The sequence below is a fragment of the Parabacteroides leei genome (genome assembly GCF_023369805.1).
Lineage (GTDB): Bacteria > Bacteroidota > Bacteroidia > Bacteroidales > Tannerellaceae > Parabacteroides > Parabacteroides leei.
The window spans coordinates 285270-304501 of the sequence record NZ_JAMBQG010000001.1 but is presented as its reverse complement, the minus strand read 5'-3'; the positions used below and the strand labels follow the sequence as shown (position 1 = coordinate 304501).

General features: G+C 42.6%; 8 protein-coding genes. All 8 read right to left on the bottom strand.

Annotated features, from left to right (window positions below; all coding sequences use genetic code 11):
• Nucleotides 1-17: 17 nt before the first annotated feature.
• Nucleotides 18-3155, bottom strand: a complete 3138-nt coding sequence (locus M1P97_RS01155; protein WP_249388162.1) for a SusC/RagA family TonB-linked outer membrane protein — start codon at nucleotides 3153-3155, stop codon at nucleotides 18-20.
• A 159-nt stretch (nucleotides 3156-3314) separates the two neighbouring features.
• A complete protein-coding gene (locus tag M1P97_RS01150) occupies nucleotides 3315-7427 on the bottom strand; it encodes a hybrid sensor histidine kinase/response regulator transcription factor (RefSeq protein ID WP_249388161.1) in 4113 nt (1370 codons plus the stop codon).
• 63 nt (nucleotides 7428-7490) lie between these two features.
• Nucleotides 7491-9959 carry a glycoside hydrolase family 2 TIM barrel-domain containing protein gene (locus tag M1P97_RS01145; protein WP_249388420.1) on the bottom strand — a complete coding sequence of 823 codons (2469 nt, stop codon included), beginning with the start codon at nucleotides 9957-9959 and terminating at the stop codon, nucleotides 7491-7493.
• A 342-nt stretch (nucleotides 9960-10301) separates the two neighbouring features.
• Nucleotides 10302-11558 carry a glycoside hydrolase family protein gene (locus tag M1P97_RS01140; protein WP_249388160.1) on the bottom strand — a complete coding sequence of 419 codons (1257 nt, stop codon included), beginning with the start codon at nucleotides 11556-11558 and terminating at the stop codon, nucleotides 10302-10304.
• Between the two features lie 48 nt (nucleotides 11559-11606).
• Entirely contained in the window at nucleotides 11607-12773 is a 1167-nt protein-coding gene (locus M1P97_RS01135; protein WP_249388159.1) for an alginate lyase family protein, read from the bottom strand.
• Nucleotides 12774-12998: 225 nt separating this feature from the next.
• A complete protein-coding gene (locus M1P97_RS01130; protein ID WP_249388158.1) occupies nucleotides 12999-13826 on the bottom strand; it encodes a DUF5032 domain-containing protein in 828 nt (275 codons plus the stop codon).
• Nucleotides 13827-14066: 240 nt separating this feature from the next.
• On the bottom strand, nucleotides 14067-16379 hold the full coding sequence (locus tag M1P97_RS01125) for a beta-N-acetylhexosaminidase (RefSeq protein WP_249388157.1): 2313 nt from the start codon (nucleotides 16377-16379) through the stop codon (nucleotides 14067-14069).
• Between the two features lie 5 nt (nucleotides 16380-16384).
• Entirely contained in the window at nucleotides 16385-19084 is a 2700-nt protein-coding gene (locus M1P97_RS01120) for a glycoside hydrolase family 3 C-terminal domain-containing protein (protein ID WP_249388156.1), read from the bottom strand.
• Nucleotides 19085-19232 lie beyond the last annotated feature (148 nt).

The window sequence follows — 19232 nt, the reverse complement described above, 5'->3', positions numbered from 1 at the left end:
ACCATTTTACGATTTAATTAGAATTCAAGATTTACACCGAATGAAATGATACGGTTCTGGGGATAATAAACCAAACGTGTACCCTTTGTAGAGTTATAATTACGTTCCGGGTCACCACCTTGAGGGAATTTAGTAATTGTCAACAAGTTATCACCAGAGAAATAGAAACGCAGACGTTCTATTTTCGCTTTACTTGTAAGAGTTTTCGGCAATGTATAACCGAATGTCAGGTTCTTCAAACGAAAATAAGAAGCATTGTATAACCAATAAGTACTTTCACGCTGGTTCTTTGCACCACCTAAATCTGCGAAATACAAACGCGGATATTTAGCATCTCTATGATCTTCCGTCCACATATTATCGATATAATCTTGTGAGATCGGAGTTCCCTGATAGAACGGACGCAATCCCCAGCCACTGGCATAATGTTTTGCTCCCTGTACCCCTTGTCCCATCAAAGAAAGATCGAACCCTTTCCAGTTGGCACCCAAGTTTACAGAATATTCAAAATCAGGAAAACGACCATCAAGTACCTTACGGTCATTTTCATCGACAATGCCATCTGGTACTCCATTCGGACCACTGATATCGGCATATTTAATATCACCAGGCAATGTATTATCATTAAATTGCTTTGGAGAATTAGTCACATCAGCTTCATCTCTAAAAATGCCAATTGCTTCATAACCATAAAATGATCCGTAAGGGAGACCTTCTTTATAGATCAATCCATTAGTAGAATCCACATAATCAGCACCATATTTCGTCAATTCATTTCTTGTACGATCAAAGAAAACACCTGCATTATAACTCAACCCCTTGAATACACCGTCCTTAATATATCCGTTATAGGCTAACGACACTTCAATTCCTTTATTTACCATTTCACCGCCATTCACATACGGAGCAGTCAAACCTAATAATGAGTTACTCTGCGCTTTACGAAGAATATCGTATGTTCTTTTCCTATACCAGTCGAAAGTTACATTAAAACCATTGAAAGCAGTGATATCGACCCCGAAGTCACCGATAGAAGTAGATTCCCATTTCAGATCGCGGTTAGTAAGGGTAGTCTGTGCCACACCAGCATCCAGATTTGAGTTGTCAAAGCTATAATCCTTTCCGGTTGTAACCAAAGCATAGTAAGAGTAAAGATCGATATTCTGATTACCCAAAATACCCCATGAACCACGAAATTTCAAACTGTTCAACCATTCCCAATTCAAATCCTTCATCCACTCTTCTTCTGTCATGCGCCATCCCAAAGAGAAGGAAGGGAATATCCCCCAACGAGATTCGGAAGAAATACGTGAAGAACCGTCATAACGTGCATTCACTTCCAACAAATAACGTTGTTTGAATGCATAGTTAGCACGGAAAAAGGCAGACATAATCCCCCATTCTTCAGATTTACCGGTATTAGTCTGTACGGAAGAGATACCGGTATTCAGTTCATGCAACGGGAAGTCGAAGTTCTGACGATAACCGGAAAGATTATCCATTTTGTAATATTCCAGGTTATAACCTGCCATTACGGAAAAATCATGTTCTTTATTCGGGGTAGCCCAATCATATTTCAAATAAGTATATAAATTATAATATGAACTGTTCTCCATTGTACTGGTCAAGCCTGTACCGTTCGTATTCAATGTACCGTTCTGAACACCGTCATGATAATAGTAAACCGGTGTAGGCAATGTTCCCCAATCTTTTGTATGCTGTTGTTTATAACGCATGGCACCTTTGGTGTACCAGCTCAACCCTTTGACCGGACTTATTTCCAGCCAGGCTTGTGCATTCACATCGGTATTCACATAATTTTTGAAGTTTTCAGTTTCAACAATGGCAACCATGTTTTTATTATTACTTTCAAAAGTAAAAGCTTTCATGGTGTAGCGTTTGACACCCGTACCATCATCCGGTAACCAAGGCATATAAGTCGGAGCCTGTGAAATAGTAGACAGATAAGCATCCGTATCTCCCTGGCGTGTTTCCTGGCGATTACTGCGGCTACCCGTAAAATACATACCGAATCTAATCCAATCATTTACCTGTGAAGTCAGGTCCAATGTAGCATTATAACGTTTGAACTCCTGTCCTTTCATGGTACCCGGCTGATTGATCATACTCAAAGAAGCATTGTAAGAGGTTTTACCGGTAGTACCAGCCACACTCAAATTATGTTGCTGAACGAAAGCAGGATCAAACATATAATCCAGCCAGTTGAAACTCGGATACTTAATCGGATCAGACGGATTTGTATAGTTAGCAATCATCTCCTGTGAATAACGGTCTGTTGCCGGAGCATTGGAATTGTCTTTTGCCATATTGAAATACTTCATATATGTAGGAGAATCCCAAATCACATCCAACAGGTTTGTCGGATTGTGAACTGCAAAGTTTCCATTATAACGGATAGAAATACGATCTTTCGTTTCCGAACCATTCCTGGTCGTAATCAAAATCACACCGTTTGCAGCACGCGAACCATAAATAGAAGCCGACGCAGCATCCTTCAACACAGAAACACTTTCAATTATGTTCGGATCGAGGGAGGCAAGATCCCCCTCGACTCCGTTAATCAGGATTAACGGATCGGAACCTGTCCCAGAATAGGTTCCTTGTCCTCGAACGCGGATCTGAACGTTTTCATTACCCGGCTGACCTTTGTCGGAAGTGATACGCAATCCCGGCATCTGTCCCTGCAACATTGTCGAGGTATTAGCAACCGGACGTTTTGCAATTTCTTCGCCGGTTACAGCAGATACGGCACCGGTCAGATTCACTTTTTTCTGTGTACCGTAACCAACAACAACAACTTCATCCAAACTTTGAGAATCTTCCTGAAGAGTAATTTTCAGACGGGTATTACCTGTCACTTTTATTTCCTGATCCTTATAACCAAGATATTTGATCAATAATACATCCCCGTTGTTAGCCGGAACGGTAAAGTTTCCGTCCACATCTGTAATAATCCCCGTAGTCGTACCTTTCACTAATACAGATACACCGATCACCGGGTCTCCGAACTCATCCAAAACAACTCCGGAGACAGTTTGTGTTTGCGCAAACAAACTCAAACCTGAGTTAAACGCCACCATTAATAAAAATAATCGCCAAAACGACAAAGTGGCTTTCTTAATTTCCTTTTTCATTTAATCATGGATTTAATTAGACTTAAAATTTCAACAAATTCAATAATACAAAGAAACATATTCTCTTTTTTACAAAAGAAAACATGCTTCCAATTTTGTATTAAATTATTCTATATGAATAGATTGATACAAAAGTTACAGAAAAGTGATACGATTTTATCAGCCGCCCTGTTCCTGGTTATTTCTCATCTGCACAAATTCAGTCGGAGTGCAACCATAAAAAGTCTTAAAGGAATTGGAAAAATAAGAGTGGCTGTTAAATCCAAGATGCGACGCTATTTCAGAAACATTCATTTCGGATTCTTTCAACAATTTTGCCGCCATCTCGAGACGTTTGTTACGGATCAATTCCATCGGTGAAAGCTCGGTAATGGATTTGAGTTTGCGGTAGAGGTTCGCACGGCTGATACCGATTTCCGTACATAACAATTCGACATCCAGTTTTTCATTGGATATATTTTTCTCGATCACGTCAAACAGTTTCTGGGAGAACCGTTCGTCGGCCGACTTCACCTCGATACCCATCACATCCGGAGAGAAACGCTTTCCATAGAGTTTTTTCAATTGCTCCCTCGAAGCCAGCAGGCTGCGGATACGCGTTTGAAGCACATCCATATTGAACGGCTTTACAATATAATCGTCCGCACCGGCCTGGAATCCTTCCTTGATATGGACAACCATGGAACGCGCCGTCATCAGGATCACAGGGATATGCCCCACCCTTATATCGTTTTTGATCAACGTACAAAGTTCCAGTCCGTCCCGTTTCGGCATCATGATATCACTAAGGACCAGATCGGGAAAGTCCTGAACTACTTTTTCATATGCTCTTACACCGTCAGCCGCTTCTATAACGGTATACTCAGCTTCCAGGCTCTTTTTCAGATAACTGCGCACATCCTTATCGTCTTCGACCAGCAAGATTTTATATTTCGGTCCTTCCACTTTTTCCGGAGCAGGAAGAGATGCGGAAATATCATCCGTATTCGTCACTTCCGAAATCTTATCAAACTCTATATTTTCAATCTGGTCTTCGGAAAAAGCGGAACGGGAGATCGGGAGAATCACAACAAAGCAGGCTCCTGACCGTTCCGTATTATCTACATAGATAACCCCACGATGAAGCTGGACGATCGTATATACAAGGCTCAGGCCAATACCTGTCCCGGACAGATTGATTCCTGACGTTTCCGGAATCTGATAGAAAGGAGTAAATATCTTGTCGACTTCCCCTTCTTCTATCCCCTTACCGGAATCTTTCACCCGCAATACCAGATAGTTCGCATTTTCATCCTTATACAACCCATCTGTTTGCTTTGCATCCAGTCCGCTCCATGATGTTTCCGATACTTCCATCGTAACGGATTCACCGGACGGCGTGTATTTGAATGCATTCGATAAAAGATTGAAAACAACCTTTTCCAATAAAGACTTATCGAACCAGGCATTGATCGTCTTAGGCGTACAATTCAACGAAAACTTCACTTCGTTCGTAAGAGCGATCTGGTTAAAGGCATAATATATTTCCTTTATATATTCACAGACATCTCCTTCACTGACCTTCAGTTCCAGGCTACCGGCCTGATTTTTATGCAGATCCATCAACTGGTTCACCAGAAGCAGAAGTTTCCGGGCATTCTTATATATAATGGAAAGTTTGTCATGCAATTCTGCCGGAATATCCACCCGTTTGACCAATTCCTCAAACGGGGTAATGATCAGCATCAAAGGGGTACGCAATTCGTGGGAGAAATTCGTAAACAGACGGATCTTTGCTTCATGGAACTCCTCCTGCTTCTGTTTTTCCAACTGTTTCAGTTTCAAACCGGCTTCCAGGTTCCGCTTAATATTTACATAATGAAGAATCACGTAACTGATAACAGCCAATGCAATAACATAAAACAAATAAGCGTACCAGGTCCTCCATAAAGGGGGTTGCACGATAATGGTCAGCGAACGCCCCTGCTCATTCCAGACACCGTCGTTATTAGATCCTTTTACATGGAAAACATATTTTCCCGGGCTTAGATTTGTATAGAAAGCGGAATTACGTCCTCCCACATAATTCCAGTCGGCATCATATCCTTCCAGCTTATAAGCATATTGATTTTGCGTAGAATAGATATAATTCAAAGCCTGGTAGGTTATCGAGAAATTATTTTCATTATAGAGTAGGCGGATCGTATCCATACTATCCAGCACTTTATCCAATATCCCCGATTCATCCCCTACTTCGATCGGACGATTATTGACGGACAGTTGTTCCAGTACCACCGACGGAATATTTTCATTCTTATCCATCGCAGCCACCTGGAAAGTGACAAAACCATTGCTCCCGGCAAAGCAAAGATTCCCATCCGGCAGAGCAATCCCGCTATGTAAAGTAAACTCCCGGATATCTATCCCGTTATGACGGTGGTAGTTCCTGACCTCACCTCCTACGGGGTCAAACATAATCAATCCGTTCACAGTACTCATCCACAACTTCCGGTCGCTACTCTCTACCAACGAGCAGATATTATTATCCAACAATCCGTCTCCAGCCGTCATAACCCGTTTAACATGCTCTGTTTTATCAAACTGGAAGATACCGCCCCCATACGTCGATACCCATATTTCGCCTGACTTTGTACGGACGATGGCAGAGATATAATTATTAGGAATACGATAGCTTTCCACCGTCGCTTCATTCGAATATTTCGTCAACTGTTTCTTATTGGTATCGAAACGAAGTAATCCGTCAGCCGTACTGCCTAACAGCAACACACCGTCTTCTTCTTCCAGGATACAACGGACATTCGATAGATAAAAAGGTTCATCTACATTATTGGTAAAAGTCGTGACCAATAGATCGTTAACAAAACAGGTCAGGCCGAATTCCGTAGACGCACCTCCCACCCATAAATTTCCTTTACGGTCACGTATAATGGAATAGATAGAATATTCAACCGGATATTTATGATAAAGAGAAAACGTCTTGGTCCTGATATTAAATTTATAGATTTCCCCTTTCGTCGTCCCGCACCACACATATCCATCCTCATAAAAGACAGACTTGATAATATTCGTATTAAAGGCAAAATGAGCAGACGGGTCGATCAGATAATAATGCGACGTATTCGTCTGATAATTATAATTCAACAATCCGTATCCCTCGGTGGCTATCCACAAATCAGAGGGAGATTCATATGTTATCGCTCCATAAATCCCCGTCCTGATATTCAGTTCATCTTCCGGCCGGTGAAGTACAAAACGGTTAGTAAACTTATTCAGGTAATTGATCCCCCCGGCAAATGTCCCGACCCACAACGTATAATCATGGTCCACACAAAAAGCATAGACAGAATAATGACTTAAAGAATGGTTTATATCATCATATCCCGCCACTTTTACTATCTGCCCGGATTCAGGATCCAAAGCAAATATACCGTCAAAAGTCCCGACCAGCAGTTTTCCCTCCCATTCGACCAGGCAACGGACAGTATTATTACTTAGTTTGCTGTTCTCACTCGTAAAAGACAGAACCTCATTTTCACGTAAATTGACCTTGTTCAACCCGTACTTGCTACCGATCCATATCTGTTTCTGTGTATCCTCATATATGGAGGTTATATTATTGTTATTCAACGGCATATTTCTAGATTCGCGGGTAAAATGACTGATAATGTTCATTTGATTGTCACACAAATAAACCCCTTTGTTCCTTGTTCCGATCCAATATCGTCCCGCACTGTCTTCAAATAAAGCCGAAACAGAGATATCTTCGAGGTTATTATCCAAAAGAATCCGTTCGAAACGATCTTCCTCCCTGTTAAAACGGTATAATCCGCCCCATGTACCTACCCAAAGGTAACCGGCAGCATCGGAATACACTTTGGTAATACTACTTTGAGTTAAACCGTTTGCTCCCGAATTATATCTTTTAATCCGGTCGGTATTCAAATCGATCCGGTTCAGCCCGTTGTTCGTACCCACCCAAAGATAACCGTCCTGATCTTCTGTGACCGAAGCGATCGAGTTACCGGACAAACTCTGTTCATTCCCGTCTTCCCGGCGATAAATCACATACTCCTTTCCGTTAAACCTGTTCAGGCCGTTCTTCGTGGCGAACCATAAATATCCTTTTGAATCCTGATAGATATCCATGACGGATAGCTGGGAGATACCTTCATTCAAATCCGAATTAAAGGAATACAAATAATTAGTCCTTTCTGCATGTAATATCAATGCAAAAAGGACCAGCAATAATATGAAAGACAATCTCCTTACCATGGTAGTAGAATCTGATTAGATAAAACAAAAATAGTAAAAGTTTTGGTTAATGGGAACAGGTCTTTACATCAATTCCATAAAAGCGGTCGGTATGCCTTCCGCTTTAACCGCAACCATGCTCTTCCCTTTATTCAGATTGACTTTGATACATGCCCGACCATTGTAAGCCTGTACCTTCCGGCTACCGGTAGATGTCCCCTGATTCTGTATCAACGAGCCATCGCCTGCGATTTCAAATTCAATATATTTCTTTGAATCGAGGCAACGGACGCCCTCTTTATCCAGAAGCTGTACTTCCAGTAAAACGGTATCGCCTTCACGGGAAACGACAGACAAAGCCGCCACAGCTTCTTTACCCCATTTTGCCGTCTGGTACTCCTGGACGATCTCATCCGTTACCTTTGTTTTTCCCTTTACGGCAACTGCACGTATCTCGTTCTTACCTTCCTCATATACACAATTCCAACGCAACCCGGCAGCCGGATAATCCTGGCTATCACGTTTCTTTATTCCCTGACTGACACCGTTGACGAACAATTCCACCGCTTCACAGTTAGAATAAACCAGAATTTCCTTACGATCTCCTTTGTTACCCCAACGTACAGGCCAGCTATGACCGTAAATATGTACCATCGGCTCGGTAGTCCAATACGACTGGAAAACATAATAACTCTCTTTCGGAGTAAAGTCACGCTCGACGACACCTTTCTGGTTCACATACGGAACCGGATTTTCAGGACGTACAGGCGTAGAGAAATCCTTGAACGGCCAATAGGCAGTACCGGTCAGCCACGGCATTGTCTCCTGTTCCTTCAAATGCCAGTCGATCAGGCGGACGATATAGCTTTCAGACCAGTCTCCATCTTTGGATGCACGGGCGGCACCTCCATACAGGGAAGCATCCCCGTCACGTTCATCCGCGCCTTTCCCCGACTCGATACCTTTCAGGTTGGCAAACACATTTTCCGAATGGCGGCGGGCATGGCTGTCACCTCCCCACTCGACATGCAGGAAATGTTTCACTTTCTTCATTTCTTCCTCAGAGACCGATTTATAATCAGTGAACACACCCCGATACCAACCGGCCCAGATAGAAGGCGAATAAACATCGACAATATCACTACAGAACTCGCAACGGCGGATAGCCGTCATACGGGTATCGTCCAGACGATGTGCCAGATCGTGCTGCTCCTTCATAAAGGCACGGATAGCACCTTTATCGAACGTACTGAAATCATTCGACCAGTCGTTTTCATTTCCTAATCCCCAGATAATGACAGAAGGGTGATTATGATGCTGGCCGATCATATTCGTCAACATGCGGCGTGCCTGTTCTTTGTAGGTTTCCCCGCCCAGACCTCCACGACACCAGGGCTCTTCTTCCCAAACAAGAATACCCAGCTCATCGCAAAGCCGGAGGATAATATCCGACTGCTGATAATGTCCGAGACGGATGAAGTTGACCCCCATGTCTTTCATCATCTTCATTTCCGTACGCATCATTTCTTCGGTCATAGCCTGTGCTACTCCGGCATGATCTTCATGGCGATGTGTTCCACGAAGTAAAAGACGCCGACCATTCAGATAGAACGGACCTTTCTCCTTAAATTCGAACTGACGGAAGCCGAAACGCTCTTCAGTCGTCAGGGTTTGCCCACCGGCATCGATCGTCAGTTCGCAAGTATAAAGATCCGGTGAATCGACATCCCATAAAGCCGGGTTCTTGATCCTGGCTTCCGCAAGGAGTTGATTACCGAGCGGTAGGATGTTCTGTACCGTCTGAGAATATATTTGTTTATGCCCTGCATCATAGATGGCAACGGTGACATTCGCTTTACGGATATCTTCCGGGTTATAGAAAGAGGCCTTTACTTTGACGGTTCCCTCCTTCCTGTCGGCTGAAAGTACCGGTTCGAGACGGATCCGTTCAAAAGAAGCTTTCGGCAGATAAACCAGGTTCAGATAACGGTAAAGACCGCCGTATAAGTTGAAGTCCGACAAATCGGACGGGATCATTTCCAGATCGCGTGAGTTGTCGCAACGGACTGATAAAGGAATTTTCCCTTTGAAACGTTTCATTAACTGACCGTCTGCCATAAAGGAGTTTACGGCTTCGGTAATGTCGACACTCCATTCGTCGTAACCGCCTACATGTTCACCGACCAACGTCGTGTAGATATACACTTTCGTTTTCTGCCCGGCACCTTCGAAATCGAGTACGATACGACCGTCGGCATACGGATTATCAATAGTCAGTAATGTTTTGTACCAGCCCGGTCCCTGATAGTAATTGACATCGGGATCTACGGCATCCTCCGCATTGAAACAATGGGGCAAAGTGACTTTCTGCCAGACAGGGACAGTTTCAGGATTACCGGGAGAAGCAGGGCGTACTGCTTCCCAGATCCCTCCCAGGTCACCTTTCAGATATTCCCAGTTTTCCGTTAATCGTATTTTCTGTTTAGAGGGTACTTTTCCTGCCATCGAAAAACAGCAAAACAGGAAAAGACAGGAAAAAAGAATGTTTCTCATCATTTATTTGTTTTATATTATTTAATCATTATCAATGAAATATATACCAATCAAAAGTGAACTATCCCATAATCAAAGTGACTAGGCTATTACAGGTTCCTTTGCCGTCAGTTTTAACTGACGGTCTACAAGTTGTTTCTCTTTTTGGCTTTAGCCACATTTCTCTGAACATAGAGAGTGTGTTTAAAATGGGACTAAAGTCCAAAGAGATAGAGCATTTACTAATCCGTCAGCTGAAGCAAACGGCAAATGAACCTACAACTAAGTATGCCTTATTTATGACAGATAGTTTATGCCCGGATAGGCTCAAATATTTCTATGTTCGAGTGCGAAGCCTAACTGTCATCTGTCACTTGTCAACTGAAAAAGATTTCCTTCTTTTTCTAATTTCTGTTTCCTGAGAAGTGCTTCCAGGTAATAGTAATCGGCATATACGATCGGGACATCGACCTCTACGTTATGCATTTTAGAACCTGTACTATGTAATAACAGAAAACCTCTGTCCTTGCCGGGAGCAGTACGGTACCCTTTGGAAAGATTGTCCAGGATTGTATTTGCCTTCATTATATAATCCTTTCCATTTGCAGGATCATACATACTCAATTCATATAAAGCAGAAGCCGTTACCGTTGCCGCGGAAGCGTCCCGGGGTTCGGCGGGGATACCCGGAGCATTGAAATCCCAGTAAGGGATCAGGTCTTCCGGCAGGTTCGGATGGGAAAAAATAAAATTTTCTATCTGCTTAGCCTGCTCCAGAAATTCGGGCAAACCAGTTTCACGGTAACACAGCGTATATCCGTAAAGTCCCCATGCCTGCCCACGCGACCAGGCCGATTCATGTGCATATCCCTGATGCGTATGTTTGTGCAGCACAGCCCCGGTGATCGTATCATAATCAACCACATGATAAGAGCTATAATCTTTACGGTAATGGTTCTTCATCGTGGTACGGGCATGGTTCACAGCCACATTATAGAATAAAGAATCGCCACTTGTCTTAAACGCCCAGAAAAGAAGTTCCAGATTCATCATATTGTCGATGATAACCGGGCAATCCCATTTATCACGGCTATGATCCCAGGAGCGGATCGCCCCCACATTCTCTTTATAACGGGTAGTCAACGTATAGGCAGCCTGCAACAAAATATCTTTATAAGCAGCATCTCCGGTCAACCGGTAACCGTTCCCGAAACTGCAATACACCTTAAAGCCCATATCATGTGTTCCTCCGTTCATCTTTTCACGCTCTATCAAAGCCGTTTGCTCCCGGGCCTTTTGTTTCCAGAAGTCATCTTTTGTATATTCATACATGTACCAGAGTTCGCCGGGAAAAAAACCGCTGGTCCAGTCACGGGAAATGACCATATGCAATGTACCGTCTGCCTCCACATTACGCGGACTGGCTAACGGCCCCAGGTTCTGTTTATCACGTAAGGCTTGCTTTTCGAGGGATTCAGCGGAACGGACAGCATCCATTTCAACAAAAGCCTGCTTCAATTGGGTCGAAGCAAAAGAAAAATTATCCTGAACAAGATCAGGCTTATTTCCGCAAGAGGTCAAAGCAACCAATAACAGCAAAAGAGGAGTTTTGAACTTCATATTTTTTCAACTAATAAAGTAAATCGATTATATAGTAAGACATTATTTTCACAACCATAACAACGGATGGCGAACAGGCAAATTCCTTGTGACCTCATCATTAACGGGAAAATGTTCCAATGCCGACCAAAGAGACACATAGGCGTCGTCGGGCGTATCGTAAACACTGAACAGCAAAGCCGGATGAGCGACAGGCCATTCATCCCAGTACATCACATCTTTATCGAACGGCCATGCGGATTTATCCTTTATGTAAGGGAACATCCATGCCACCCCTTTCTGCATATTTCGCCCGTCTTCCGTTGTATATTGCCATAGATTATGATTCTCATCAGAGAGGATATGACAGAGCGTAGCCATCGCATCCAGGTTAAAAAGGGAATATCCATATGGTTTTGTCCGTTCCAATTCTAACGGAAAACTACCGTTCGCATCCATTTGATCCGGCAATAGAACGGTCTGGAAGCGATCTCTGCAAAAATTCAAGACCTCTGTATTTCCTGTATATTTAGCAAACAGGGCAGCCTGCATCACCCAGCAAGTACCATGATTATTCTTTGCATTCATTTCATCTTTTCCATAAGGATGATTGGTCAACCAACATAAATACTCTGAAAACCAACCCTTTAATGCAACCATTTCTTCTTCCGGGAGTAAATTATTCTGCTCCATCACGATCAGGGATTGGACGACTTCCAACAGATGAATCGTATCGATAATACCGATTCCACGACCTGTTGCGATTCCTTTAATAGCCTGAGCATATTGAAGGTCTGGGTTCATGCGTGTTTCAGGATTTATAAACCAGGCATGAATATGTTTTAGGGCTTGCTCAATATATTTTTTATCTTGGGTAATGATCCAGGCAGAAGTAAGATCGCCAACGATAGTACTGAAGCGTATCATTGCATGTCGGTGGGCCACAAAATTATCGGGATTCGTCTCTCCGTCACGACGGATGTAAGCACTATCCGGACTGGCCGGATTCGGCCACCAGTAATCGCCTTCGGAATAAAAATCGTGAATTCCACCGACACTTCTTTCAGCCACAAAGGATGTGACTGTGACAGGTTCCTCTTCCAGTGCCTCATTTCCCCGAAGGACAACTTCAGAACACAACAGGTCGGATACTTGTTTTTTCAATCGTGCTTTATGAGAGCAGGAGCTAAAAACAAATACGGTAATTGAAATCAATAATAAAAACTTTGTATTCATGGAATTAGGTCTCAATAGACAGACTTTTATTTTTGCCCAAAAATACTGTTTGTTCTCCTTTGCCGTTTTTAATATTATCGCAAAAGCTTGTAGATTTATTGCAAAAAGGGATATTTGTGAGATATTTATACAATACCGACAGATAATCGCATCACATATTAATTAGATGCGGTTTAACAACTTATACAAACAACCTTTTTAATATCCCTATTACTAATAGACCTGTTACTTTGAATAGGTAAACGTATAATTATATGTATTCGTCTCTGCTATTTTATCGGTAGAACTGATCTGTTCCTGAATTGTCATGGCGGTAATATAATCGCCGGTAGTTGTAAAATGATACGTGTAATTTGCAGTTGTGTCATCCTCTCCGGAAAGACTGTAGTAAGTAGCCGATTCAGGTAAGTTCCTACTCCGGTTTCCATAGAGTAGATTTATCGGAGAAAAAGCGTCAAAACCTACCGGATTAAAAGAAGGTATCACACGCCAGGGGAAATTGGACGGAGTCAAGGCCATGCCATATTTATATTCTATTCTTTTCTTGTCCTGGGTGAAAAGGACAACATTATTGTTTTCCCATGAATAAGTTTCTTCTTTGTCAAATATTTGTGATTCGTAGCCGTCCCCTCCTTCTTTCGGCCAGGTCATTGTTCGTGAAGCACCGGTCAGGCTGGAACCACTATATTTATAATCATATTTATCACTTGTGTAAACCTCTCTATTATAGGGGTTATCCTTTTTAACGGACTTTTCTATAATGACACTTCCCTGCATAGTATATTCAATCCGTTCGATACCCTCCTCAGGATTTATCATTGTTATCTTTTTATCTACATATATAAAAGGAATCTTCTTTCCATCAACAAAGTCGATAGAAGCAATCTTATCATCATTCGTATAATTGATATATGCAAAAAACACCACATCCGTCCCTTTGGTACATGTAATCTGGGATAGTTTGTCCAATTCAGGTACAACAGGTTTATCATCATCTCCGCAAGATAATAATCCGACAATCATTATCATGAATAAAAATGCATACTTTTTCATCTCTTCCGTTTTTATTATTCAACATGACAAAATTAGAATATTTGGAGAAATAAAGGCAGAAGTAACCTATTTTAAGCAATCGAGCTTGAATAAATCCTATATTCTTTCAGAATTTAAGCAAAGTATTTCCTGAGTAAGATATTATCAACAAATATCTTACAGCAGGAAATAAGGTATCACAAACAATATTTAATTTTTGATAATGCAAATTGGAATATCAAACCATCGAAGATGATCACCTTACTCTATACTTATTTCATCCACAAACAGGAACGCCGCATTTCCCGGCCACATATGCCAGGCAGGAAGCTTGGGAGTCACTTTAACAACGATACGGACATAACGTGTCGGCGTCTCCGTAAAATCCAGGGTATAGGGATAGATTCCGTCTTTATCGTCTTTACCTAATACCGGATAAGATTGTGAAGCTACTTTACGGAAGTTTGCCCCATCCGCCGAAAGCAGGACATCAAACCCTATCGGTCCCATAACAGCTGCTCCTTTCGAGATATTTGCAGTAAAAGAAACTGTCTTCACCGGGGTTGTTTCCCGAAGATCGATCATTACATCCATATCCGTCAGGAAACCGAGCCAACGGCCGGTATTATAATTACTGTTTCCCCGTAAACCGTCTGTCAGGGTAGTCGCTCCTCCAAAAGTATAGTTCGGATGAGGAGAACTAAATAGGCGGATAGGTTTAAAGGTTGCCTTATTCACCTGTATATTTTCTGTAAAAAGCTCGCTTGTTTCTCCTTCGAAGATAACCCGGGCCTGAAGAAGAGCTTTTTGATCTACCATAACAGGCATTGTATAAACCGTTGAACTGATATCCGGTTCGCTACCATCCAACGTATAATAAATAGTGCGGTTGCCGATGGTCGATAAAGAAACGGCCAATGCTCCGCGGACGGTATCCGGTTTAAAAGATTCCGTTATTTGGAATGCATGTCTAGAATAAGTATATTTCTCCCGATCATAGATATCTACCATACGATAAAGCCTGTCCATAAAACCGTCAAAGTCATGTTGTTCAGGTGTTGACCAAGCCAACTCGCTTAATGCGGCTACTCTTGGGAGAATCAGATATTCGGCTCGATCCGGCGTCTCGATCCGTTCTGACCAAAGGCAACCTTGTACACCGATAATATGTTTTTGTACATCCAACGGCAAAGAATCGGGTACAGGCTCGAAATTATATATCCGCCGAATACCACGATTTCCACCAAGTTCCAGCAGTTGTTTACTGCTAAAGTAAAGAATCCCGGCTGGTGTCATAATGACATCATGCTGCTGTTGTGCCGCTTTAACTCCGTTTTCTGTTCCACGCCATGACATCACGGTTGCATTCGGAGCAAGGCCGCCTTCCAGTATTTCATCCCAGCCGATTATCTGGCGGCCTTTACTGTTTACAAACGCTTCGATACGCGTCATGAAATAGCTTTGTAGTTTATCTTCCGCCTGATGTTCTTTGGTATCTTTCCAGCCCATCTTATGAATTAATTGCTGACATTTAGAACATTTACTCCATCGGTCGCGAGGGCATTCATCTCCACCGACATGAATATAATGTGATGGAAACAGATTGATAATCTCCGATAGGACATCCTCTGCAAAACGAAGTGACTGTTCATTCCCTATACATAAAACGTCTTTATGGACACCATAAGTTGTAGCTACTTCATACGGACCACCCGTGCACCCTAATTCCGGATAAGCAGCCAACGCCGATGTGATATGACCGGGCAAATCGATCTCCGGAACAACTGTTATGTAGCGATCAGCTGCATATTTTACAATCTCCCGGACTTCATCCTGCGTATAGAAACCACCATAAGGAATCCCGTCGAACTTTCCGGAGCCATCGTTCAGCAACGATTCTTTACGCTGTGAGCCGACCTCTGTCAGACGGGGATATTTCTTGATCTCGATCCGCCATCCCTGATCTTCCGTCAGATGCCAATGGAAGGTATTGAGATTGTGCAGAGCTAGAATATCAATATATTTCTTGATAAAATCTGTTGAAAAGAAGTGGCGCCCAACATCCAGATGCATCCCTCTGTACGAAAACCGAGGATGATCTTCTATCAGGATTGCCGGAAGAATGATTTCTTTATTCTCTGCTCCTGACGGCAACGACTTACGCAAGGTTTGTATGCCATAAAAAAGCCCGGCTTCACTTTTACCTGTAATAGAAACGGTTTTATTATTCACTTCCAATCGATAGCCCTCCGGAGAATTTTCAGAAATATCCTCCAACAGCAAATTTATTCCGTTGGAGGAAACCCTACCTTCTGTCGTTTCCGGTTGAAATCCGATTACTTCTTTTATATAGCCAGAAAGGAAAGCCGCTAATTGTTCGGCTTTTTCATTACCCGCCGGATATCCGATACGCGTTGTCCCGGAAAGAGTGAATGGAGAGGTTCCCGTTTCTTCTATTTTTACCGGCAGAGGTATGATACGATAGTCAGCCGACAACTTTTTTCCACGTTCTGTACACGACAGAAGTAAAAGTGCCAGTATCGTCATTGTTACCTGTTTGATCGATATTTTCATTGTATTTATAGTTTAATATGTGGAGGTTGGGAAACAGTCCCCAGATTTATTTTCAATTGCTGATGGATAGTCCCTTTCAAACGGATATCCTTACAGGAGCGTCCTACCATAATACGGAAATCACCGGGTTCTACCACCCGGTTCATGTCTTTATCCAACATCGACAAGTCTTCTTCTGTAATCTGAAAGCTTACTTTCCGGGTTTCGTCCGGCGCCAATGGAACCGGTTCAAAATGGATCAACCAGGTGATAGGTTGAGTAACAGAGGCCACTTTATCGAGTAAATAAAGTTGTACGACTTCATTCGCCGGATACTTTCCGATATTCTTTACTGTAAAAGAGACCTTATAAGATGTACGACCGGGAACAGGTTCTATTTTCAAATCTCTATAATCGAATTCCGAATAACTTAATCCATAACCAAACGGAAATAAAGGTTCCCCTGTCAAATTCAGATAATCATCGCTACGCCCGGTAGGTTTATGGCTATAATTCAATGGTAACTGAGCTTCATCGATAGGATAAGTTATCGGAAGTTTTCCGGAAGGATTATAGTCGCCAAACAATACATCGGCAATGGCATTTCCCCCTTCTTCACCAGGATACCAAGCATTTAATATAGATTGTACATTATCTATCCATTCCGACATAACAACGGCACTTCCCCCTATTAGTACGACAACTGTCGGCTTTCCTGTCGCAGCCACACGATTGATCAATTCCTCTTGCCTGCCGGGTAAAGTCAGATAACCTCTGTCACGAAACTCTCCCTCTTCAAGGCCCACCACCACAACCGCAACATCCGACTGAAGGGCAGCTTGTACAGCACGTTCGATACTCTCTTCTTCATTTTTAACTCCATAATCCCAAACCAGGCGAATACGGGCATTACGGGTATTCTCATAAAAGCGGACCTTTATATCGTATTCCTTCCCTTTTTCAAAACGGAACGGCACAAGAGAGGTTCCGAACGAAGTCTTATAAGGTTTGTCGATCAGTTTTTCCCCGTCTATCCAAAGTTGATAACCATCGTTACCTTCCAACCCGAACTGATACGTTCCGGAAACAGGGGATTGCATCTTCCCTTTCCATTCGACAGAAAACCAGTCAACAGCCAGGCAGGTATCCGGAGCAAAAAGTGTCCAAGAGAATTGTAACTGTTTATCGATCCGTCTCAGATCCGGTTGTCCGTCACAAGTGATATTATTAAAATAAGCTCCTTCCAAGCCAGATTTCCCTTCCGACGTAAAAAGGAAATTACCCGGCACCGTCACGTAAGCTGGATTTACCCGTTTACACCCCATTTCATAAAGTATCTCCGTCCGGTCACCCAGCTTATTCTTCATACCATCTAAAATACTGACCTTCTTTACGCCGGGACCGCTATATCCTCCTAAGCGAGCAGCTGTTGCATCCTCCCCTATCAGTGCGATACGACTGATTTGTTTGGATAACGGTAATACCTGATCGCTATTCTTAAGTAGAACCATCGATTTACGGGCCGCTTCGCGTGTCAATGCCCGATGTTCGGCACAGGCATTCCATTTCTCCGCTTCAGTTTCATCAACATAAGGATGTTCGAAAAGCCCCAGGCGGAACTTAGCTTTTAATACTTGTCCGGCAGCCCGATCGAGTGCCTCCTTTGTAACCCGGCCATCCAGGCAAGCCTGTAAAAAAGGAAGATGCTCATCGTAAGTTGTCTGAAAAATAACATCCAAACCTCCATTAACAGCATCAGCACCAGCCTCTGCAAAATTATTAACTGTATGATGTAATTTATGAATAATACCGACCGCATCAGCATCAGCTATTGTAAAGCCGTCGAACCCCCATTCTCCCCGAAGCTTATCTATCAGTAACCAAGGATTGGCTGTGCATGGTGTTCCATCCAACATATTATAAGCTGTCATTACCGATTGTGAACCACCTTCCATAAAGCAGGCTTTAAAGGGTACCAGATGTGTCTCTTCCAAATAGCGTTCGGTAAAATGGATCGGATTGCTGTCCCGTCCTCCATCACCGGAGTTGGCCACAAAATGCTTGGGAGTAGTTATCACACCCAACTCTTCAAAGCCTCTCACAAAATTCACTCCCATACAAGCCGATAAATAAGGATCTTCTCCATACGTTTCTTCCACACGTCCCCACCGTACATCCGTAGCCAGATTAACTACCGGTGATAAGATCTGCCGGATACCGCGTGTTTTCGTTTCCATGGCAATGGCATGAGAAACTTTTTTCATTAACGTGGTATCAAAACTGGCAGCTAAAGCAATCGCCTGAGGAAAAGCGGTTGCTCCGCCACGTACCAACCCATGTAAAGCTTCATCAAAAGCAATAATAGGAATTCCCAGACGCGTTTCTTCCACAAAAAATCGCTGAATCTCATTTACCTTTTTAACTGTTTCAGGTGCTGTCAAAGTCGGATTATACTGCAAAAGCTGTTTCAGTTCGGGATTATCTGCCCCTACTGTCGATACCTGAAAACCAAAAATCCCATGAGAGAATTTCTCTTTACCCAAATCCAGATCACCCGGCATCATATAAATCTGCCAGAATTTTTCTTCAATCGTCATCCGGTTTAACAAATCTTTCACCCGCTCTTCTACAGGTAATGTCGGATCCTTATAAGGTAGACGTTTTTCCGATTCGGTAAAAGAGCACAAAAACAAAATTAAAATACAACAATAACCAACTATTTTCATACCATAATAATATAAGAAAGGATTATACAATAATAAACAAAAAGTGGTCGTGCATATATAACTTAGTATATATGTCACAACCACTTCCGCATGCAATATTCAAAAAAAATAACGAATAAAACAAATGGGAAAGAAGAAAAAAAGGGAT

What these genes read in the sequence shown, in the direction of transcription:
- M1P97_RS01145 (WP_249388420.1), bottom strand. Translation starts at nt 9,959, where the DNA reads ATGAGAAACATTCTTTTTTCCTGTCTTTTCCTGTTTTGCTGTTTTTCG.
- M1P97_RS01120 (WP_249388156.1), bottom strand. Translation starts at nt 19,084, where the DNA reads ATGAAAATAGTTGGTTATTGTTGTATTTTAATTTTGTTTTTGTGCTCT.
- M1P97_RS01140 (WP_249388160.1), bottom strand. Translation starts at nt 11,558, where the DNA reads ATGAAGTTCAAAACTCCTCTTTTGCTGTTATTGGTTGCTTTGACCTCT.
- M1P97_RS01125 (WP_249388157.1), bottom strand. Translation starts at nt 16,379, where the DNA reads ATGAAAATATCGATCAAACAGGTAACAATGACGATACTGGCACTTTTA.
- M1P97_RS01135 (WP_249388159.1), bottom strand. Translation starts at nt 12,773, where the DNA reads ATGAATACAAAGTTTTTATTATTGATTTCAATTACCGTATTTGTTTTT.
- M1P97_RS01150 (WP_249388161.1), bottom strand. Translation starts at nt 7,427, where the DNA reads ATGGTAAGGAGATTGTCTTTCATATTATTGCTGGTCCTTTTTGCATTG.
- M1P97_RS01130 (WP_249388158.1), bottom strand. Translation starts at nt 13,826, where the DNA reads ATGAAAAAGTATGCATTTTTATTCATGATAATGATTGTCGGATTATTA.
- M1P97_RS01155 (WP_249388162.1), bottom strand. Translation starts at nt 3,155, where the DNA reads ATGAAAAAGGAAATTAAGAAAGCCACTTTGTCGTTTTGGCGATTATTT.